Source organism: Streptomyces sp. NPDC059909, assembly GCF_042730885.1.
Classification (GTDB): Bacteria; Actinomycetota; Actinomycetes; order Streptomycetales; family Streptomycetaceae; genus Streptomyces.
Window position 1 is genome coordinate 1 of sequence record NZ_JBHWKX010000097.1, and the last position, 20,913, is coordinate 20,913.

11 protein-coding genes and 2 pseudogenes are annotated in these 20,913 nt (G+C 71.6%); 5 read left to right on the forward strand and 8 right to left on the reverse strand.

The genetic code is table 11. The features are described from left to right. Window positions 1-1,049: 1,049 nt before the first annotated feature. Window positions 1,050-2,747 carry a recombinase family protein gene (locus ACFV9O_RS35580; RefSeq protein WP_385425803.1) on the reverse strand — a complete coding sequence of 566 codons (1,698 nt, stop codon included), beginning with the start codon at window positions 2,745-2,747 and terminating at the stop codon, window positions 1,050-1,052. A gap of 54 nt (window positions 2,748-2,801) precedes the next feature. On the opposite strand from ACFV9O_RS35580, the pseudogene ACFV9O_RS35585 reads away from it, so the two are divergent. Further along, window positions 2,802-2,897 (forward strand): annotated as a pseudogene (locus ACFV9O_RS35585) (NrdH-redoxin); the annotation flags it as partial. Window positions 2,898-2,964: 67 nt separating this feature from the next. Here the strand turns inward: ACFV9O_RS35585 and nudC are convergent. The 5 genes from nudC to ACFV9O_RS35610 all read right to left on the reverse strand — a co-directional run bounded on the left by nudC (window position 2,965) and on the right by ACFV9O_RS35610 (window position 11,884). Continuing rightward, a complete protein-coding gene (nudC, locus tag ACFV9O_RS35590) occupies window positions 2,965-3,912 on the reverse strand; it encodes an NAD(+) diphosphatase (RefSeq protein WP_385425806.1) in 948 nt (315 codons plus the stop codon). Next, a complete protein-coding gene (locus ACFV9O_RS35595; protein ID WP_385425809.1) occupies window positions 3,909-5,348 on the reverse strand; it encodes a dipeptidase in 1,440 nt (479 codons plus the stop codon). Before ACFV9O_RS35595 ends, nudC begins: the two co-directional genes overlap by 4 nt. Window positions 5,349-5,358: 10 nt before the next feature. Further along, window positions 5,359-9,084 (reverse strand): UvrD-helicase domain-containing protein, encoded by a 3,726-nt coding sequence (locus ACFV9O_RS35600; protein ID WP_385425813.1) that lies wholly within the window; start codon window positions 9,082-9,084, stop codon window positions 5,359-5,361. Window positions 9,085-9,155: 71 nt separating this feature from the next. Then, complete coding sequence (locus ACFV9O_RS35605; protein ID WP_385425815.1) at window positions 9,156-9,956, reverse strand: hypothetical protein; 801 nt, start codon at window positions 9,954-9,956, stop codon at window positions 9,156-9,158. A 107-nt stretch (window positions 9,957-10,063) separates the two neighbouring features. Beyond that, window positions 10,064-11,884: a PD-(D/E)XK nuclease family protein gene (locus tag ACFV9O_RS35610; protein WP_385425830.1), complete on the reverse strand. Its 1,821-nt coding sequence runs from the start codon at window positions 11,882-11,884 to the stop codon at window positions 10,064-10,066. A 134-nt stretch (window positions 11,885-12,018) separates the two neighbouring features. On the opposite strand from ACFV9O_RS35610, the gene ACFV9O_RS35615 reads away from it, so the two are divergent. Continuing rightward, a complete protein-coding gene (locus ACFV9O_RS35615; RefSeq protein WP_385425833.1) occupies window positions 12,019-12,219 on the forward strand; it encodes a hypothetical protein in 201 nt (66 codons plus the stop codon). A gap of 466 nt (window positions 12,220-12,685) precedes the next feature. Here the strand turns inward: ACFV9O_RS35615 and ACFV9O_RS35620 are convergent. Both ACFV9O_RS35620 and ACFV9O_RS35625 read right to left on the reverse strand, forming a co-directional pair. After that, window positions 12,686-13,597: pseudogene (locus tag ACFV9O_RS35620) on the reverse strand (UvrD-helicase domain-containing protein); the annotation flags it as partial. A 209-nt stretch (window positions 13,598-13,806) separates the two neighbouring features. After that, on the reverse strand, window positions 13,807-14,217 hold the full coding sequence (locus ACFV9O_RS35625) for an MGMT family protein (RefSeq protein WP_385425818.1): 411 nt from the start codon (window positions 14,215-14,217) through the stop codon (window positions 13,807-13,809). A 140-nt stretch (window positions 14,218-14,357) separates the two neighbouring features. Between ACFV9O_RS35625 and ACFV9O_RS35630 the strand changes: the two genes are divergently transcribed. The 3 genes from ACFV9O_RS35630 (at window position 14,358) to ACFV9O_RS35640 (ending at window position 20,608) form a co-directional block, all read left to right on the forward strand. Further along, window positions 14,358-17,222 (forward strand): lysylphosphatidylglycerol synthase domain-containing protein, encoded by a 2,865-nt coding sequence (locus ACFV9O_RS35630; RefSeq protein ID WP_385425821.1) that lies wholly within the window; start codon window positions 14,358-14,360, stop codon window positions 17,220-17,222. 128 nt (window positions 17,223-17,350) lie between these two features. Further along, window positions 17,351-18,985, forward strand: coding sequence for an alpha/beta hydrolase (locus tag ACFV9O_RS35635; RefSeq protein ID WP_385425824.1), 1,635 nt, complete (start codon window positions 17,351-17,353; stop codon window positions 18,983-18,985). A gap of 87 nt (window positions 18,986-19,072) precedes the next feature. Continuing rightward, window positions 19,073-20,608 carry an alpha/beta hydrolase gene (locus ACFV9O_RS35640; RefSeq protein ID WP_385425827.1) on the forward strand — a complete coding sequence of 512 codons (1,536 nt, stop codon included), beginning with the start codon at window positions 19,073-19,075 and terminating at the stop codon, window positions 20,606-20,608. Window positions 20,609-20,913: the final 305 nt, after the last annotated feature.

The window sequence follows — 20,913 nt, forward strand, 5'->3', positions numbered from 1 at the left end:
CGGCAGACAGCACGACTTCAACAGCACGAGGACCCCGAGACACCATGAAAACAGCCTACACACTTAGTCTCGTCATTTCTGGCGCAGGACACTAGGACTTCCAGCTTTCCGAACCTGTCGCCCGACTGTATGGAGCGGCCGCGGACAGGGGTAATCGTCGTGGTCTTGTTCAAGCGGTTGAGCCTCCTTGCTGGGCTTGCTGATGTTGCGGCCCCCGTAGGGGCCGCCCTTCGCGAAGAAGACTTCAAGAGGAGACAACTGTTCGTCTCCCCCTTGGCTTGGGCTTACTTGCTTCACAGGGCTTGTCCTTGCCCTTCTTCTCTTCGCCGCTGCTCCCCCGACAGGGGGCTATACAGATAGAGAAGACGCGAACGTTTCCGCAGGTCAGGAGCTATCCGGGTACGCGCCCTGCATGTACTTGGTACATGCGCGGGATGTACTGCCATGTCTAGCGGCGCTCCCTGTGGGACCGGCAGGCGACGGGTCCACCCTTCCGCTTCTGGCGGAAGGACAAGACAAGCGGCCGTCGACCGCGGGGACACAAGGTCCAGCCCCTTGGCGCGACTCACTGCACCGGTCGTGCTCTGCTTACTCAGCGGCTTGCCGTCCTTGTCGGCGAGGACGCCGGCGAGTTCGCCCGCTTGGAAGCTGGCGTGTCCGTGACGGTCGGCCCACCCGAGGGCGGCGTACTGGACGCGGTAGTGAAGGACATGCCGTGCGTCTCGTGCCATGCGCCGGAACTCGTGCTGAGAGACCGCGCCCCACGGCTTGCCTGCGCCAAAGCTGATGGCCGCCCGGTGTGGCTCCCTTCCCTGTGTGGCGCAGCGTGCGCCAGTGACCCCCGCCGGACGGCGGGACATGTGCCTCCCTTTCTTCGCGGGGGTGGACCGGCCAGGCTGGCACGGTCTTCTTCACAGGTGAGCGCCCAGGGCGTGAGCACTGGACTCGGTCTCGTGCAGTCGGGAACGACGGCGGCGACCTGGCAGGGCATCCTACAGGGGCAGGAACGGGAAGGGCCCCCGAGGTCGGGGGCCTCCTCCCTCGCTCAGTCAGACCTGAGCCGGAACCTTCCCTGCTCCCTCTGCTCCCTTTGCCTCGTCTTCGACCCTTGCCGCGCGTTCCGCCTCGAAGTCCTCCCAGCGGCTGACGATCTCCCACTCCGCCCCTGTGAGCGTCGGAGGCTTTTCGGTAGGTGCGTTGCCGAACCCCCACAGGGGTTCGATCGGCTGCCAGACTTGGGACGACTTGGACGGCGCGTCCCACCATTCGGTGCCCTGCTGCCGAAGGTTGTCAATCAGGTCCCCAGGATCGATGGCGAGAACATCGGTCCTGAAGTATGCCTTCACCCCGTGCTTCTTCAGGAACTCCCGGCGCTCATCGACGGTCGACCGGTACCACCACTCGCTGTAGCTTTCTCCCGTCGAGGTCCACACCGTCACCGGCTTCGGCCCGTCCTGGGTGGTGATCTTCTCCCGCTCCTGGGCGAGGGTGATCATCTGTGACGCGTACGCCGTGGCGTTCATCTCGCCCTGCTGGAACTCCTTGTTGAGCTGGTTCATCTTTCCGTCGATGACTGCGAGCTTCGCCGCCCGGCTGTCGTCCACCGTCGTCTTGGACTCCATCCGGGTGAGGTGACCGATCTCCCCCAACAGAGCCGATTCAAGCCACGGGTAAAGGTCCTCGGCCCAAAAGGTCTGCTTCGGGCATGCCTTGATGCCCTTGCTCTTGTTTCCGTGGCAGCGGTACCGCTCGCGCTTGCTCTTGGACGGATCGCCCTTGACGTAGTAGATCGGGCTCTTGCATTGGAGGCAGAAGGTCACCCCGACCGTGGGGGACGTCGACCCCTTCTGCTTCTTGTACTTGACCGAGGCCACGGCCTCCGACAGCTTCGCCCACTCCTCTTCGTTCAGCACCGGCTCAGACCTCATGACCGGTGAGCCGTCGTCGTTGCGGACCACGGTTCCGTTGGCGCGAACGTACTCGCCGAGGAGTGATCGGCTCGTCAGCACTGCTTGGACCGTGGTCGACGTCCACCGGCTTCCGCGCGGCTTCGGGTCGGCCAGGCGGGTCGTGCTCTCGCCGGCCGCAGCACGCATGCGGGCGATGTCCTGGGCGGTGGGGACCTCTTCCTCGTTCAGCCAGTCGGCCACGGCCGAGAAGTTGGGCTCCTTGACGAAACGCCGGATCATCTCGATCAGCGCCGGACCGTACGTCGGGTCGAGTTCCAGCGTGAAGCCGTCCTCGCCCTTGGCCGAGCGACGGCCGAACGGGACGAGGCCACCGGGCCACCGGCCGTTCTTCCGCATGGTCTCCCTGGACGCCCTGTTACGGGCCTTGATGGCGTCCAGCTCCGCCTCCGCTACCACGGCGAGGATCTTGGCAATGGTCTTGCCCCACGGCTTCGAGAGGTCGAAACCCTCCTCGCAGGAGATCAGGCCCTTACCGTTCGCCTCGCACCACTCGATGATGTCCGAGAGGTGGCGGACCGACCGCGCGATGCGGTCGATCTTCAGGATGATGATGTGGTCGAACTGGTCCCGCTTGTTGTTGAGCCAGTCGCCCAGGGACGGGCGCATCCACGGCGAGATGTCTGCGGATACGTCAATGTCGACGGCGAAGTCGACCAACTCCATCTCTTCGGCGTCCGCCCGCTTGCTGATGCGGGTGCGCTGCGTTTCCTCGCCGGTCTGGTTCTCGTTGCCTACTGACAGACGGATGATGCCAAGAGCCCTGGGCTTGTCGCTCATGGTCTCCCCCTCCCCGGACACGGGGCGGCCCTCCCTGGCCACCCTCAGCTAGAGGGAAGTCTAGAGACCGTGCCCACCGTTCTCTTCGCCGACGGTTCGACCCTGACCAACCCCTCGCTGGCCCAGGTCAAGCAGAAGATCGGCGCCTGAGCGCAGCCAGCGCCTGGCGGACGTCGGACGGACCCCGGGCGGATGCCTGGCGGACGTCGGACGGACCTCAGGCGGTGGAGCCCGGCTTCGGCAGGGGCTTGCCGTACCAGAGCTCGATGAGGCGGGCCGCGATCGAGATGCCGTAGGGAGGCAGCACCTCCCCGGACTCGAATGCGGCCCGCAGGTCTTCCCGCGAGAACCAGCGGGCCTCGTGGATCTCCTCGCCGTCCACGTTGATCTCCGACGAGGTGGCGCGCGCCATGAAGCCCAGCATCAGGCTGTACGGGAAGGGCCAGGGCTGGCTGGCGACGTACTCGACCTCGCCGACCGTGACGCCGGCCTCCTCGAACACCTCACGGATCACGGACTGCTCGATCGACTCACCGGGCTCCACGAAGCCCGCGAGCGTCGAGAAACGGCCCTCCGGCCAGTGCACCTGGCGGCCGAGCAGCGCGCGGTCCTGCTCGTCCGTGACGAGCATGATGACCGCGGGGTCGGTGCGCGGGTAGTGCTCGGCGCCGCAGGCCGGGCAGCGGCGGATGTGTCCGGCGGCGGCGATGACCGTGCGCTCGCCGCAGCGGGAGCAGAAGCGGTGCATGCGCTGCCAGTTCTCCAGGGCGACCGCGTGGACCATCAGCCCCGCGTCGCGCGGGGACAGCAGGAGCCCGGCCTCGCGCAGCCCGGCGGGGCGCGCGGACTGGTCCATGCGCCCGGGCAGGGCGTCCTTCTGCAGCGCGAAGTAGCTGATGCCGTCCTCGTCCGTGCCCAGGAAGTACCGGTGGGTCTCGGTGGCGGGGGCCTCGAAGGCCGGGGTCATGACGAGCTCGGTGCCGCCGTCGGGGGTGTCGTCGACGAGCACCTGCCCGCCGGAGACCACGAACACCCGGGTCGTGGGGTGGCTCCACGCAGCCGCCAGCCATGCCTCGTCGAGTCGGTGATGCGCCGCGCGGTCGATGCCGCTCGGCGCGGTGAGGCCGATCGGACGGCCGTCTGAGACGTGATTGAAGGTGCTCACAGGTACTTCCAACTCCCCCGGGCGATTCGGCGGTCTGTCAGTGGAAGGGCGTCGGCCAGTTCGTCCCACAGATGGGCGCCTGCCTCGACTCCCTTGAGCAGCAGGTGCAGTTCGACCTTCTCGTTGGGCGCGTGCCATCCGTCGGACGGGACGGAGATGCCCAGGAACAGCACGGGGGCACCGAGCACGTCCTGGAGATCTGCCGCAGGTCCCGAACCGCCCTCGCGGGTGAAGCGGACCTTCTCCCCGTCGAAGGCGCGGCTCATGGACCGGGCGACCGCCTGCAGGGCGGGGTGGTCCAGCGGTGTCAGACAGGGGCGGGTCGCGGCGCCGAAGGTGATCTCGTGCCGGATTCCCGCGGGGATCCTGGACGCGACCCAGGCGCGGATCGCCTCCTCGATCCGGTCCGGGTCCTGTCCCGCGACCAGGCGGAAGGAAAGCTTCAGCTGTGCGGACGACGGGATGATCGTCTTTCCGCCGGGGCCCTGGTAGCCGCCGCCGATGCCGTTGACCTCGGCGGTCGGCCGGGCCCAGACGCGCTCCAGGGTGCTGTGGCCGGCCTCGCCGAGGGTCGCGTACGACTTGGCCGTACGAAGCCACTCGGCCTCGTCGAAGGGCAGCTCGGCGAGGAGTTCGCGCTCGGTGTCGGTCAGCTCGGCGACGCCGTCGTAGAAGCCGGGGATCGCGACGTGCTCGTTCTCGTCGTGGAGCGCGGCGACGAGGCGCGCGGCGACCGTGGCGGGGTTGGGTACCGCGCCGCCGAAGGAGCCGGAGTGGATGTCCTGGTCGGGGCCGTACAGCTCGATCTCGCAGTCGGCGACGCCGCGCATGCCGGTGCAGACGGTGGGGGTGGTCTCGGACCACATGCCGGTGTCGGAGACGATCACGGCGTCGGGGGCGAGGCGCTCCCGGTGCCGCTCCACAAGGGCCCGGAAGTGGGGCGAGCCGGACTCCTCCTCGCCCTCGACGAGGAGCTTGAGGTTGACGGCCGGGGTGGTGCGGCCGGTGGCGGCGAGGTGGGCGCGTACACCCAGGGTGTGGAAGAAGACCTGGCCCTTGTCGTCGGCGGCGCCCCGTGCGTACATCCGGCCGTCCTTGACGACCGGCTCGAACGGGTCGGTGTGCCAGCCGTCCTCGCGGGCCGCGGGCTGCACGTCGTGATGGCCGTAGACGAGGACAGTCGGGGCGTCCGGATCGCCGGACGGCCATTCGGCGAAGACGGCCGGGGCGCCGTCCGTCTCCCAGATCTCGGCGACCGGGAATCCGGTCTCCTTGAGCTTCGCCGCGAGCCAGTCGGCGCTGCGCCGTACGTCCGCGTCGTGCTCCGGCTGTGCGGAGACGGACGGGATGCGCAGCCACTCGGCGAGGTCGTCGAGGAAGGCGGCGCGGTGTTGATCTATGTACGTACGGACGGCGCTGTCCGGGGTGTCGCTCATGGCCTTGAGCCTATCCGGCGCTCGGAGTGGACTCGTCGGCCCGGTCGTGCGCGGGGGGCTCCAGGGCCGGGCGCACGCGCGCCGGGGCCTGGCCGGGCAGGTCCTCGCCGGGCACGTCCTCGGCCGGATCGTCGAGGAGGATGCGCTCGAGTCCCGTCCGGTCCGGAAGGGCGTCGGGGCGGACGATCTCCCCGGTACGTACGTACACGAAGGCCGCGTCGACGGATTCCGGCGGGATGCCGTGCTGCTCGGCCCAGGCGAGACGGTAGACCGCGAGCTGGAGCGGGTCGGCGTCACGGGCCCGGCTCGTCTTCCAGTCGACGATCTCGAACGCCCCCGTGGCGGCGTCGCGGTACACCGCGTCGATACGGCCCCGGACGACGCGGCCCGCGAGCGTCAGCTGGATCGGCACCTCCACGCGGTAGGGCGTGCGGCGCGCGTACGGGGTGCGCTCGAACGCCTCCTTCAGCACGGCGAGATCGCGCTCGTCGGCGATCTCCGCCTCGTCAGGGTCGTCCGGGTCGCGGCCCGGCAGCTCGTCCGGACCGAGCATGGGCAGCGGCAGCTCCTCGAACCGCGACTCCACCCAGGCATGGAACCGCGTGCCCCGGCGGGCCGCCCGCTGCGGCGGACGCGGCATGGGGCGGGCCAGCTCCTGGGCGAACCCGTGGGGATCGGCGGCGAGCCGCAGCAGCTGGGAGGCGGAGAGGGACGGCGGTACGGGGACGTCGCGCACGGCCGCGCGGGCGCGGCGGAGCTCGCCGGTGAGGGCCTCCAGATCGCGGTCCCAGGAAGCGATGGTGCGGGCGTCCTCGGGGGTGAGCCGTTCGGCACGGCGCTGGGCGGGGAGGCGGGAGGAGAGGTACCCCGCAGGCAGGCGGCCGTCTTCCGCTGCAGGGGCGGCCGGTTCGTCGCGGACCCCAGGGACTCCAGGAACCCGAGGGGCGTCGGCGGGGTCGGAGGCATCCAGCGCATGCGGGTCCTCGGGCCAGGGCTCGTCGGACCAGACCTCGTCGGGCCAGGGATCGTCGGGAAAGGGCGCGTCGGGAGAGGGCGCGTCGGCGTGCGCCGGCCCGGTCTCCCAGGCGTCCGCCTCGAGGGAAGCGAACTCGTCCGGCCACAGGTCCTCCTGAGGGACCTCCGGCGCGCCCGGCTCGTCCAGCGCGCCCGGCTCGTCTGGCTCGTCCGGCTTCGCCCCCGGCGCAGGCCCCGAGATGCCATCCAGGTGGGCCAGCACCAGGTCCGCGGCCGCACGTCGCCGTGCCGTCGCCGTGGGGTCCAGGGGCAGGGGCCAGGCGTACTCCTCCGCCTTCTCGTGGAGTGCAGGGTTCTCCGCGTCCTCGTCGGGCTCGTCGGCCCACGCCTCGATCTCGCCGAAGCCCGCCGCGCAGTGCTCGTACAGGGCCTGCAGGAACGCGGACGGGCCGCGGCGGCGCTTCTGGGTGGGGCCCCACCAGTGGGCCGAGCCGAGGAGCAGCGACCGCGGGCGGGTGAAGGTCACATAGCCCAGACGGAGCTCCTCCGTGTGTTGATGAGCCCTCATCTCCTCCTTGAAAGCCCTGAGGCCCTTCGCATCCCAGGACGCGATGTCCGGGAGCGTGCCGGCGTCACCCCGCAGCGCGTGGGGCAGCACCTTCGCCTGGGCGGCCCAGGTCTCGCGGGCGCGGGTGCTCGGGAACTGGTCCTCGACGAGCCCGGGCACGGCGACGACGTCCCACTCCAGTCCCTTGGACTTGTGGGCGGTGAGGACCTTCACCGTGTTCTCTCCGCCGGGCAGCGCGTTGTCGAGGCCCTTCTCGTACTGCTCCGCGGTGCGGAGGAACCCCAGGAAGGCGAGCAGGGTCGCCTCGCCGTCGAGGGAGGCGAAGGAGGCCGCCGTGTCGAGGAAGTTGGCGAGGGTCTCGCGGCGGCGGGCGGCCAGGGCGTGCGGGGAGGCCGACAGCTCGACCTCGAGGCCGGTGGTGGCGAGGACCCGGTGCAGGACGTCCATGAGCGGGTCGGCGAGCGAGCGGCGCAGGTCGCGCAGCTCCTGGGCGAGGTGGGCGAAGCGGACGCGGGCCTCGGCGGAGAACGGCAGGCCGTCCTCCGGTTCGCTCGCCTCCAGGAACGTGTCGAGCGCGTCGGCGAGCGAGACCACCTCGGCGGGGTCGGTGCCTTCGACGGCCGCGGCCAGGCGCTCGTCGGGGTCGGTGCCGTCGTCGTCCCTCCGGGCGCGGTGGACGAGGAGACGAGCCCGGCGGCCCAGCAGGGCCAGGTCGCGGGGGCCGATGCGCCAGCGCGGGCCGGTGAGGATCCGTACCAGCGAGGCGTTCGCCCCCGGGTCCTGGAGGACGTCGCAGACGGCGACCAGATCGGCGACCTCCGGCAGCTGCAGCAGTCCGGAGAGGCCGACGACCTCGACGGGGACGTCGCGGGCGACGAGCGCGCCCTGGATCTCGGCGAAGGCCCCTGCCGTGCGGCACAGGACGGCGATCTCGCCCGGCTCCTTGCCGGTGCGGACGAGGTGGGCGATCGAGTCGGCGAGCCACTCGATCTCCTCCGCGTGGGTGGGCAGCAGGGCGATCCGTACGGAACCGTCGCGCTCGGCTCCGGGCGCGGGCCGCAGCGCCTCGACGCCTTCGTGCATCGCGCGCAGGGGCTCGGCGAGGCCGTTGGCGAGGTCGAGGAGGCGGCCACCGCTGCGGCGGTTCTCGCTGAGCGAGAAGCGGGTGGCGGGGCTGCCGTCCGCGTGCGGGAAGTGCTCCGGGAAGTCGTCCAGGTTGGCGACGGACGCGCCACGCCAGCCGTAGATCGCCTGGCAGGGGTCGCCTACCGCGGTGACGGGGTGGCCGTCGCCTTCCCCTGGGACTGCGTCCCGGGGAGACCCCTTGCCGAAGAGGCCGGAGAGCAGCAGCCGCTGGGCCACGGACGTGTCCTGGTACTCGTCGAGCAGGACCACCCGGAACTCGTCCCGCAGGATGCGGCCCACCTCGGGGCGGGTGAGAGCGAGCTCGGCGGAGAGGGCGATCTGGTCGCCGAAGTCGAGGAGGTCGCGGGCGCGCTTCGCCGCGCGGTAGCGGACGACGAGGTCGAGCAGCTCACGGCGGGCGGCCGCCGTCTCGGGGATCTTGCGCAGGTCGGCGTTGGTGAGCTTGGCCGACTCCAGGGCGTGCAGGAGCCCCGAGTCGTACGCGAGCAGGTCCTCGGGCGGTACGAGATGCTCGGCCAGCTCCGCGTCGAGTGCGAGCAGATCGCTGACCAGGGAGGGAAACGACCTGGTCAGCGCGGGATACGGTCCCGGGGCCTCGCGCAGCACACGCGCGGCGAGCTGGAACCGGGTGGCATCGGCGAGCAGCCGCGACGTCGGCTCCAGGCCGATGCGGAGGCCGTGGTCGGTGAGGAGCTGTCCGGCGAAGGCGTGGTACGTGGAGATGCGGGGCTCGCCCGGGGGGTTGTCCGGGTCGATCGCGTCCGGATCCGTGACTCCCGCCCGTACCAGCGCCGTCCGCACGCGCTCGGCGAGCTCGCCGGCCGCCTTGTTGGTGAACGTCAGGCCGAGGACCTGCTCCGGGGCGACCTGCCCTGTGCCCACGAGCCACACCACCCGTGCCGCCATCACCGTCGTCTTCCCCGAACCGGCCCCGGCCACGACGACCTGCGGGGCGGGCGGTGCCGTGATGCAGGCCGTCTGCTCCGGGGTGAACGGGATGCCGAGGAGCTCCTTGAGCTGCTCGGGGTCGGTGATACGTGCGGACACCTCAGAGAGGCTAACGGGGGCCACCGACAGTGCCGGGCGTCAGTGGCCCTGTCGACTCACAGAGCCACGGTTCAGGAACCGGCTCCGAGCTTGTCCACGTCCACGATCTGGTCGGCCGGGGGGACGGTGACCGCGACCGGCTTGTCATAGTCGGAGAAGGTCACCGTGCCGGGCTCGTCGCCGCCCTCGGTGACAGCCTTCAGGAAGTACGGCCGGCCCTCGGCGGCGACGTAGAACGTGTGCGTCTCCGCACCGTCCTTCCGGGTCAGAGTGATGGCCTTCTGGCCGTCGACCTCAGTGGTCTGCCCCCTGGTCGCACCGGAGGTGTCCTCGTCGCCCAACTTCTCGAGGAGCGAGTCGAGGTCACAGGTTTCACCCATGTCCTTGGCCTCGTCGGCCGGGACCTTCATCCAACGGCCCTTGAACATCTCCGCCACGGCTGCGGACTGTTCGGCGGAGGTGCCCTTCTCCTTGGTCGTCGACTTCCAGAACGCCTCGTCACCCTTCATGTAGGTGACCTTGTCGACGACGAGCAGCTCGACCTGGCCGGAGCCCTTGTAGGAGAACTCGCTGGTGCAGTCCCCCGTCTTGCTGAGCGCGAACTCAAGGGACAGGTCCTTGCCGTCGTCCTTGCCCTCGCCCGTGACCTTGAGCGAGTTTGCGGCCTTCGTGGCGTCCATCGCCTTTTCCGCGATCTGGTCGGCCGTGAGGCCCTCGAACGGGTCCACCGGCGCCTTCGGCGACGGCGAGGAGCTCGCAGCCTTGTCCGCCTTGTCCGCCTGGCCCTCGCTCTTCCCGCCGCCACAGGCGGTCAAGCCGGCAGTGGCGGTCGCGCACAGCACCGCCGCAACCAGAAACTTACGGTTGGTCACCGGTCGTCACTTCCTTTAGCTCTCGCTTATGCCAACCCCTCCGACTCGCAACGCACATCGATGGATGCACCGCAAGAGCATGACGTGCGCCACATTCCGCAGGGCCCTCACTCGACGACGTGACGCCCCTCCGGCTGTGCGCTGCACGACGCGCGGAAGGCGCACTGGCCGCAGTGCGTGCCCGTCGTGGGGGTGAAGCGTTCGTCGAGGACGCGGCCGGCGGCGGTGGCGAGGAGGTCGCCGACCCATTCGCCGGTGAGGGCCTCCTGGGCCTGGATCTTCGGCAGGGAGTCGCCGCCCTCCTTCTTGGGGGCCGGCTGGCGCAGTTGTACGAGTTCGGCGCCGCCGGGAACGGGGCGGCCGCCGTCGAACACGTCGTCGACAGCGCCTTCGCGGACGGCGAGCTGGTAGACGGCGAGCTGGGGGTGGTGGGCGACCTCGTCCCTGGTGGGTGCCTGCTTGCCGGTCTTGAAATCGACCACGTACGCGCGGCCGTGGGCGTCCTGTTCGACGCGGTCCATGGAGCCGCGGATCCGTACCTCGTACGCGCCCGCCGGGAGGGTGACGTCGAAGTCGTGCTCGGTGGCGGCGGGGGCGCGGCCGCCGCGGTCCATGACGTGCCAGCGCAGGAAGCGTTCGAGGGCGGTGCGCGCGTGCTCCTTCTCCTGCTGGGACTTCCAGGGGGCGTCGAAGGCGAGCGCGTCCCACACGGAGTCGAGGCGCTCCATGAGGACGGCGAGATCGGCGGGCGTACGGCCGGAGGCGACCTCGTCGGCCAGGACGTGGACGACGTTGCCGAAGCCCTGGGCGGCGGTGGCGGGGGCGTCCGCCTTCACCTCGCGGCTCAGGAACCACTGCAGCGCACACGTGTTGGCGAGCTTCTCGAGCGAGCTCGGGGAGAGTGCCACGGGCTGGTCGCTGTCGCGGAGAGGAACGCTGCTGTGGGTCGGTTCGTTCAGCCCCCACCAGCGGTAGGGGTGCGCGGCGGGGACGAGCGGCTGGCCCTCGTCGTCGGTGAGCGCGGCGAGCCGGGCCAGGCGGCGGGCGGCGGCGTCGCGGAGCTCTTCGGAGGCGTCGGGGTCGACGGTGGTGGCGCGGAGCTCGGCGACGAGCGGGGCGACGGCGAGCGGGCGGCGGGGCCGGCCGGTGACGTCCCGTGGCTCGGTGCCGAGTTCGGTGAGGAAGCGCGAGGGCTGGTCGCCGTCGTCGGCCGGTGCTTTGACCGCGGTGACGACGAGGCGGTCGCGGGCGCGGGTGGCGGCGACGTAGAAGAGGCGGCGCTCCTCGGCGAGGAGGGCGCCGGGGGTGAGGGGCTCGGCGAGGCCGTCGCGGCCGATGCGGTCGGCCTCGAGCAGGGAGCCGCGGCGGCGGACGTCGGGCCAGAGGCCTTCCTGTACGCCGGCGACGACGACGAGGCCCCATTCGAGGCCCTTGGAGCGGTGGGCGGTCATGAGGCGTACGGCGGCGGGGCGGGCGGCGCGCCGGGGGAGGGTGTCGGCGGCGATGTCCTGGGCCTCCAGCTCCTCCAGGAAGTTGAGGGCGCCGCGGCCGCCGGTGCGTTCCTCGGCGCGGGCGGCGGTTTCGAAGAGGGCGCAGACGGCGTCGAGGTCGCGGTCGGCGTTGCGGCCCGCGGCGCCGCCGCGGAGGGAGGCGCGCTGGAGGCGCTGCGGCCAGGAGGTGCCGTTCCAGAGCTCCCAGAGGGCCTCTTCGGCGGTGCCGCCGCCGTCGAGGAGCTCGCGCGCCTTGCGCAGGAGCGCGCCGAGCCGCTGGGCGCCGCGGGCGTACGCCGGGTCGTGGGCGGTGAGCCGCTCGGGCTCGGCGAGGGCGCGGGCGATGAGCGTGTCGGAGGGCAGCGGCACGCGATGGCCTGCGGCGCGCTCTTCGTCGCGGAGGGCGCGGCCGAGGCGGCGGAGGTCGGCGGTGTCCATCCCGCCGAGGGGGGAGGTGAGGAGCGTGATGGCCGTCTCGGGGTCGAGGGGGGTCTCTCCTTCCTCGTGCGTGGCGGGCTCACCGGGCTCACCGGGCACGCTGAGCCCCGACCCGCCGTCTTCGCCGGGCGCGAATTCGTCGTGCGCGTCTTCTTCGTGCGCGTCTTCTTCGTGCGCGCCTTCGTCGTGCGCGCCTTCGTCGTGCGCGCCTTCGTCGCCGGGCAGGCCCGGGGCGGCGTCGGGCGCGCCGGCATCGGGCACCTCGGCCCCCGCCACGGTCCCGTCCTTCACAGGCGTGGCCGCCACAGGTGTGGCCACGGTGCGCAGGGCCGTGAGCAGAGGTGCGACTGCGGGTTCGTGGCGGAGGGGGAGGTCGTTGCCGTCCGTCTCCACGGGCACGCCGGCCGCCGTGAGGGCGCGGCGGGTGGCGGGCAGACTGCGGTCGCCGGCGCGGACGAGGACGGCCATGTCGTTCCAGGGAACGCCGTCCTCCAGATGGGCGCGGCGCAGGATGTCCGCGACGTTGTCCAGCTCCGTGGAGGCCGTCGGGTACGTATAGACCTCGACCCGTCCGCCACCGCGGGCCGCGGTCAGCTCGCGGTGGGCGCGCACCTTGTCCGAAGGCAGCCGCGTCAGCGGCATGCGCTGCGTGAGCAGGCGCGTCGCGGCCAGGAGCACCGCGCCCGAGCGGCGGGACGTGGAGAGGACGGCGACCGGCGCCGGCCGGCCGTCGGTGCGCGGGAACGCCTCCGGGAAGTCGAGGATCCCGTTCACGTCCGCACCCCGGAAGGCGTAGATCGACTGGTCCGGGTCGCCGAAGGCGACCAGCGTCCGCCCGCCCCCTGCGAGCGCGCGCAGCAGCCGCACCTGCGCGGGGTCGGTGTCCTGGTACTCGTCGACGAAGACGGCGTCGTACGAGGGCAGGGACGCGGTCCCGGCCAGCAGCACGGCGCGGTGGACGAGCTCCGCGTAGTCGAGCACGCCCTGCATGTCGAGGACGTCCAGGTACTCGGCGAGGAACGCGGCCGCGGCTCCCCAGTCGGGCCGCCCCGCGCGCCGCGCGAAGGCGGCGAGCGCGTCCGGGCCGAGGCCGAGCTCCCGGCTCCGCGCGAGAACGGCCCGTACCTCGTCCGCGAAGCCCCGTGTGGTGAGGCAGGCCCGGAGTTCGGCCGGCCAGCGCGCCCCGCCGCGCCCCTCGCGCTCCAGGTCGAGCTGGCCGGCCAGCAGGTCACGTACCGCCACGTCCTGCTCGGGACCCGACAGCAGCCGCAGCGGCTCGGCGAACAGGTCCGCGTCCTGGCGGGCGCGGACCAGCGCGTAGCAGTACGAGTGGAAGGTGGTCGCCTGCGGCGCCCGCGCCCCGCCCAGCCGCAGCGCCATCCGGTCGCGCAGCTCGACCGCCGCCTTGCGGCTGAACGTGAGGACCAGCAGGCGCTCCGGATCCGCGCCCTGCGCGATCCGCGCCGCCACCGCCTCGACCAGCGTCGTCGTCTTACCCGTCCCCGGGCCCGCCAGCACGAGAAGGGGTCCCTGTCCATGGTCAACCACAGCGCGCTGGGACGCGTCCAGGAGAGGGGGATCCACCGGGCCCGGCGTGGTACGCACCAGTCGGTACGCGCCCGGGGTCCTCTCCCTGCCCCCTTGCGGGCGCGGGGGGACCCCCTGCCGTACCCGACGGTGCGGTGTACGCCCGGTGGAAGGGGAGGAACTCACGTGGATCGCCGGTCCTGGTGGGTGTGCTGGTGGTGAGGGGTGCGGGGCCGGTGCGCAAGCGCGGGCCGCATGGGTACGAAGGGTCCGAAGACGGTTCCGACGACGCTACGCCAGGTGGCGCCCGGGCCGCAGGGAGTCCGGTCCGGACCGTGCCGGGTACTCCGTACGTGCCTTGGACGCCCCATCGCACCGCCGAATGGCGGAAGCTGTCAGGTGTGAGCTCCTGCGTCCGCGCCCGTGTCCTTCGCGCCGGCGTCCGTCGTGTCTGTCGCGCCCGTCGTGACCGCGACGCCGTCCCAGCGCGCCCGCCGTATGTCCAGGCGGGGCACATGGCCCTCCGTGCTGCGCGAGGCCTCCTTCAGCGGGGTGCCCTCGGCACGGTAGTGGTCCAGCGCCCTCAGCTCGTGGCCGGGCAGCAGCACCCCGTCCGCGCGCACCACGCGCCACCAGGGCACCACACCGCCGTAGAGCGCCATGACGCGGCCGACCTGGCGAGGCCCGCCCTCGCCGAGCCACTCCGCGACATCGCCGTACGTCATGACGCGGCCCGGCGGAATACGCTCGGCGACGTCGAGCACCCGCTCCGCGTATTCCGGCAGTTCCGGCACCTCATCGCTCATCCGGCCCATCCTGCACCATGGCACCGACAGTGGGCAGACACCCTGATGCCCCCCTCTGTCGGTGCGGCATGCCACCATCGTCCGGGCGGTGACTGGTGATACGAGATCAAGAAGACACAGACGCGACGAAGGAGCGGGGCGTGCAGCCTGCGACGGCGGCGAGCACCTCCGGCTCCGAGCCGCGCCCGGAGACGCGCATGCCGAGCCCCGACGAGGGCGCGGGGCAGCGCCCGGATACGCCCGAAGGGCCGGACACGCCCGAAGCGGCGGACCCGCAGGACACACACACCACGGCCGGCACGCGCGACCCGCAGGACACGCACACGGCCGGTACGCCCGCCCCCGCCGGCTCGCACGCCGCCCACGCCCCTGAGTGCGGCGACGCCCCCGGCCCCGCCGAACGCGTCTCCGGCGACGAGCCCCTCCTCCCCGCCCGCGTGCACCGCCCCTCCGACCTGACGCGGCTGCTCGTGGGCGTGCTGGCGGTCATCGTCGTCCTCGGCATCGCCGCCTTCGCCCACGGGACCACATCCGGCCTGGAGTCGGACATCTCCAAGGGCACGGGCCAGGCCCCCGATCTGCTGGTCAAGCTCGCCGGCCTGGTCTCCAGCATCGCCGTGCTGCTCGTGCCCGTCGCCTTCGCGATCGAGCGGCTCATCAAACGGGACGGGCTGCGCATCGCCGACGGCGTCCTCGCCGCCGTGCTCGCCCATGGGGTGACCCTCGCCACCGACCTCTGGGTCGCCGAGGGCGCACCCGGGCAGATCCAGGACGCCCTGACCCAGCCGCAGACGGGCGGCGGGCTCACCGACCCGGTCCACGGCTATCTCGCGCCCGTCATCGCCTATATGACGGCCGTCGGCATGGCCCGACGCCCGCGCTGGCGTGTGGCGCTGTGGGGCGTGCTGCTGCTCGACGCCTTCGCGATGCTGGTCGCGGGCTACACCACACCGTTCTCGATCATCCTCACCGTGCTGATCGGCTGGACGGTGGCCTACGGCACGCTCTACGCCGTCGGCTCCCCGAACGTACGGCCGACCGGCCAGACCCTGCTGGCGGGTCTGCGCCACGTCGGTTTCCGACCGGTCACGGCGATGCGTGCCGAGGACGTACCGGACTCCGCCGACCAGGGCGACCGCGGTCGCCGCTACCTCGTCACGCTGGAGCACGGCCCGCCGCTCGATGTGACGGTCGTCGACCGTGAGCAGCAGGCGCAGGGCTACTTCTACCGGGTGTGGCGCAGGCTGACGCTGCGCGGCATCACGACCCGCCGCTCCATCCAGTCGCTGCGCCAGGCGCTGGAGCAGGAGGCGCTGCTCGCGTACGCGGCGATCGCCGCCGGAGCCAACGCACCCAAGCTGATCGCCACGTCCGAGCTCGGCCCGGACGCCGTGATGCTGGTGTACGAGCACCTCGGGGGCCGCTCGCTGGACTCGCTGTCGGACGAGGAGATCACCGACGACGTCGTACTCGGCGCGTTCCGGCAGGTCAGGGCGCTGCAGTCGCGGCGTATCGCGCACCGCAGGCTCACGGCCGACGCAATTCTGGTGGATCGTTCCGGCAAGGTGGTGCTGACCGATCTGCGCGGCGGTGAGATCGCGGCAGGCGATGTGGTGCTGCGCATGGACATCGCCCAGCTGCTGGCCACGGTGGGCCTGCGGGTGGGCGCCGAGCGCGCGGTGGCCGCGGCGGTCGAGGTGCTCGGCCCGGACGCGGTCGCGGACTGTCTGCCGCTGCTCCAGCCGATCGCGCTCAGCCGCTCCACGCGCGCGACGCTGCGGCGGCTCGCCCGGGAGCGTTCGCAGCGCGAGCGGGAGGCGGTGCTGGCCGCGGCGGAGTCGGCCAAGCAGGCCAGGGTCGAGGCATCCGTCACGGACGGTGGCGGCGATGCGGGCGGCAAGGGAGACAAGGGCGACAGGAAGGCCGCCCGCAAGTCGCTGCGCGCCGAGAAGCAGGCCGAGAAGCGCGCCATGGACGAGGCGCTGGACGAGGCCCGCGAGGAGGATCTGCTGGCCCAGATCCGCCGGCAGGTGCTGCTGATCCGGCCGCAGGCGCCGGTCGAGCCGGCGAGGCTCGAGCGGATCAAGCCGCGCACGCTGGTCAGCCTGATCGCCGGGGCGATCGCGGCGTACTTCCTGCTGTCCCAGCTCACCAGGACCGACCTCACCGTGGTCGCCGAGGCGCACTGGGGCTGGGTGGCGGCCGCGGTCCTCTTCTCGGCCTTCAGTTACCTCGCGGCCGCGATGAGCCTGCTGGGCTTCGTACCGGAGCGGGTGTCGTTCCTGCGGACGGTCGTGGCGCAGGTCGCGGCCTCGTTCGTGAAGATCGTCGCACCGGCTGCGGTCGGCGGTGTCGCCCTCAACACCCGCTTCCTCCAGCGCTCCGGCGTACGGCCCGGGCTCGCCGTGGCGAGTGTCGGCGCCTCGCAGCTCTTCGGGCTCGGCGCGCACATCCTGCTGCTGCTCTCCTTCGGCTATCTGACGGGTACGGAGAAGACGTCGTCGCTCACGCCGTCCAGGACGGTCATCGCGGGTCTGCTGACCGTGGCCGTGCTGGTCCTGGTGGTGACCGCGATCCCGTTCCTGCGGAAGTTCGTGTCGACCCGGCTGAGGTCGCTGTTCGCCGGCGTGGTCCCGCGCATGCTGGACGTGCTGCAGCGGCCGGTGAAGCTGGCCACCGGCATCGGCGGGATGCTACTGCTGAGCGGCACGTTCGTGATGTGCCTGGACGCGTCGATCCGGGCCTTCGACAACGGCAATCAGCAGCTCAGCTACGCCAGCATCGCCGTGGTCTTCCTGGCGGGCAGCGCCCTGGGGTCCGCGGCGCCGACGCCGGGCGGCATCGGTGCGGTCGAGGGCGCGCTGACGATCGGCCTGATCGCCGTGGGTCTGCCCGCGGAGGTCGCGGCTCCCGCCGTGCTGCTGTACCGGCTGCTGACGCTGTGGCTTCCGGTGCTGCCGGGGTGGCTGGCGTTCAACCAGCTCACGCGCAAGGGCTCGCTCTAGCCGCGGCTCCCTGTACGGCGGCTCTCTGCGCGAAGCGCGGAGGGGGACATCGGCGCCGGCACGGATGTCCACCCGCACGGCCCCGCAGTCAACAGGCGGACCGCCCCGGTACCGCGCACGATGGGCTCATGCCCACCTCCTCCCCCGTCCGGCCCACATCCCCCGACCCGCAGGAGCCGCACACCCCGGCCGCCCGCCGCGCGGCCACCGCCCGGCGGGCCGGCACCGTCCTCGCCGCCGCGACGGCCGCCGTGCTGCTCGTCACGGCCGGCTGCTCGGACTCCGGGGACAGCGGCAAGGAGGAGCAGGGCGGTCGGGACCTGGGCGCCCAGAAGCTGGGCTGGAAGCCGTGTCCTGCCCCCTCTGAGGCGGAGGGCGGCGGCCCCGCACCCTCGCCCCTGCCCGGCGGCACCCCGTGGGAGTGCTCCTTCATGCAGGTCCCGCGCGACTACGCGGATCCGGACGGCGAAACCATCGAGCTGGCCCTCATCCGTGCGAAGGCCCGTGACCAGTCCCGGCGGATCGGCTCCCTGATCTTCAACTTCGGCGGTCCCGGCGGCTCCGGGGTCAGCGCCCTGCCCGCCTCCGCCAAGGACTACGAGAAGCTGCGCGAACGCTACGACCTGGTGAGCTTCGACCCGCGGGGCGTGGGCCGCAGCCAGGCCGTCGAGTGCGCCGACAACCGGCAGCTGGACGAGTACTACGCACAGGACGCAACGCCCGACGACGCCGCCGAGGAGAAGGCGTACACGAACCGCCTCCGCTCGTACGCCGACGGCTGCGAGAAGAACTCCGGCGAGGACCTGCCGTACGTCGGCACCACGAACGCCGCGCGCGACATGGATCTGATGCGACAGGCGCTCGGCGACGACAAGCTCCACTACGTGGGCTTCTCCTACGGCACCGAACTCGGCGGCGTCTATGCGCACCTGTTCCCCAAGAACGTCGGCCGGGCCGTCTTCGACGCCGTCGTCGACCCGAACAGCTCCTCCGAGGAGGGCTCGCTCGGCCAGGCCAAGGGCTTCCAGCTCGCCCTCGACAACTTCACCAAGGACTGTGTCGCGCGCGGTGACGAATGCCAGCTTCCGGGCAGCACCCCGCAGGAGGTACAGCAGTTCATCATCGATCTGCTCGCCCGGCTCGAGGAGAAGCCGATCCCGGCCACGGGCGACCGCGAGCTCACCCAGACCCAGGCGACGAACGGCATCGCCCAGGCCCTCTACTCCAAGGAGTACTGGCCGCTGCTGGAGCAGGGCCTCGACGAGGCGGACGGCGGGAACGGCGCGCTGCTCCTCGCCTTCTCGGACGCGATGAACGGACGTGACAGAGAAGGCCACTACAGCAACATCCAGGCGGCCAACGCGGCGATCAACTGCGTCGACTTCAAGGATCGGTACACCCTCGCGCAGACGAAGGCCAAGCTGCCCGAATTCCGCAAGGCATCGCCCGTCTTCGGCGACTATCTCGGCTGGGGTCTGATGGGCTGCTCGGAGTGGCCCGTGCCCGGGAAGTGGGAGCACCCCGACGTCTCCGCTCCGGGGGCCGCCCCCATCCTCGTCATCGGCAACACCGGGGACCCGGCGACGCCTTACGCGGGCGCCAAGGCGATGGCCGAAGCACTCGGCAACGGCGTCGGCATCGAGATGACGTACCGGGGCGAGGGCCATGGGGCGTACGGCAGCGGCAACGCCTGCGTGCAGAACGCCGTGGACAGTTACCTCCTGGACGGGCGGGTCCCGGCCGCGGGAACCGTCTGCCAGTGACGATATCCACAGCAGTGGTCACTGTCAGTGACGGCGCCTAGGATGGCGGCAGTTGGATCAGTCGGATGACACTCCGGGGGGCCTGGAATGACGTGGCGTACGAGGGTGGGGGCGACGGCCGTCGCGCTGGCGGTGGCCGGCGGAGTGCTGACTGCCTGTAACAGCAACGCCGGCAACATCGGTGGCGGTGGCAGACAGGGGACTCCCGCGCCGGTGCGCGACGGCGACGCGGCGCGCGGACTGCCCGCCTCGCTCACCGGGCAACGTCCCGACTGGCAGCCCTGCGAGGGCGGCGGCTGGACCTGCGCCGAGGTGAAGGTCCCGCTCGACTACGACGCCCCGGACGGCGCGACGATCTCCCTCGCGCTGATCCGCCGCGAGGCGCGGGACAAGGACGAGCGCCTCGGCTCGCTGCTGTTCAACTTCGGCGGCCCCGGCGGCTCGGGAGTGGACAGCCTGCCCGGCTTCGCCGATGAGTACGGGAAGCTCAACGCCCGCTACGACCTGGTGAGTTTCGACCCGCGCGGGGTCGCGGACAGCTCCGGCGTGGTCTGCCGCAACAACAAGGAGCAGGAGCAGGCCGCGACCCACGTGGACCTCACGCCCGACACCCCCGCCGAGGAGGCGGTGTACTTCAAGGACGCCGAGAGCTTCGGGGCGGGCTGCGCCGCCCACTCGGGCAAGGTTCTCCCGCATGTCGGTACGTCCGACGCCGCGCGCGACATGGATCTCATGCGCCATCTCCTGGGCGACCGCAAGCTCAACTACTTCGGCATCTCGTACGGCACGGAGCTCGGCGGGACGTACGCGCATCTCTTCCCGCAGAACGTGGGGCGGACAGTGCTGGACGCCGTCGTGGACCCGACGGCGGACGCGGTCGGCCATGCCCGTAATCAGGCCACCGGCTTCCAGCGCGCCCTGGACAACTACCTTGCGAGCAAGGGCGAGGACCCCAAGGCGGGTTCGCAGCGCATAACGCGGCTGCTGGAGCGGATCGACCGGCAACCGCTGCCCGCCGACGGCGGCCGTGAGCTGACCCAGAGCCTCGCCCTCACCGGAATCGTCATGTCGCTCTACTCCAAGAGCCTGTGGCCCGAGCTGACCCAGGGTCTTGAAGAGGCCGAGCAGCGCGGCCGTGGCACGAAGCTGCTCTCGCTCGCGGACTTCTACAACGACCGTGACAAGAGCGGGCATTACGGTACGCAGAGTCACTCGCAGCGGGCCATATCCTGCGCGGACGACAAGCAGCGGCCGACCGCGGCGGAGGCCAGGGCGCTGCTGCCGGAGTTCCGGAGGATATCCCCGGTGTTCGGCGAGTTCCTGGCCTGGGACACGGCGGGCTGGTGCGCCAAGTGGCCGGTGCCGGGCGAGCGGGAGACGCCGGAGGCGAGCGCGAAGGGGGCGGACCCGATCCTGGTCGTCGGCACGACGGGCGACCCGGCGACACCGTACGAGGGCGCGCGGCGGATGGCGGACGAGCTGGGCGAAGGGGTCGGGGTGCTGCTCACCAACAAAGGCGAGGGCCACGGCGGTTACAGCCCCGAGAACAGGTGCGTGACGGCCATAGTCGACAGCTACCTGCTGGACGGCAAAGTCCCGGAGGACGGCAGGGCCTGCGGTTAGCCGACCTGGCGTTGGCCGACCCACCGTTGGCCGAGCTGTCGTTGGCCGCCGCCGGCCGACCTGTGGTGGGGCGATTGGCGGTGCGCCTGTGTCCGGCCGGCCCTGTAGGGCTCGCGTGCTCCGGCATGCGGAAGGGACCGGCCCTTGCGGGCCGGCCCCTTCCGGCGGAGTCCGGTTCTCCGGCGTCCGATTCCGTGGAGTCCGGTGGTGACCTAGTCCTGTCTTTCGCAGGTCCTTCGTCGAGGTGGTTCTGCGTCGGGGTGGTGTCCGGGGTGGGGCTGGAGCGTTGTAGGTGGCGTGCCCGT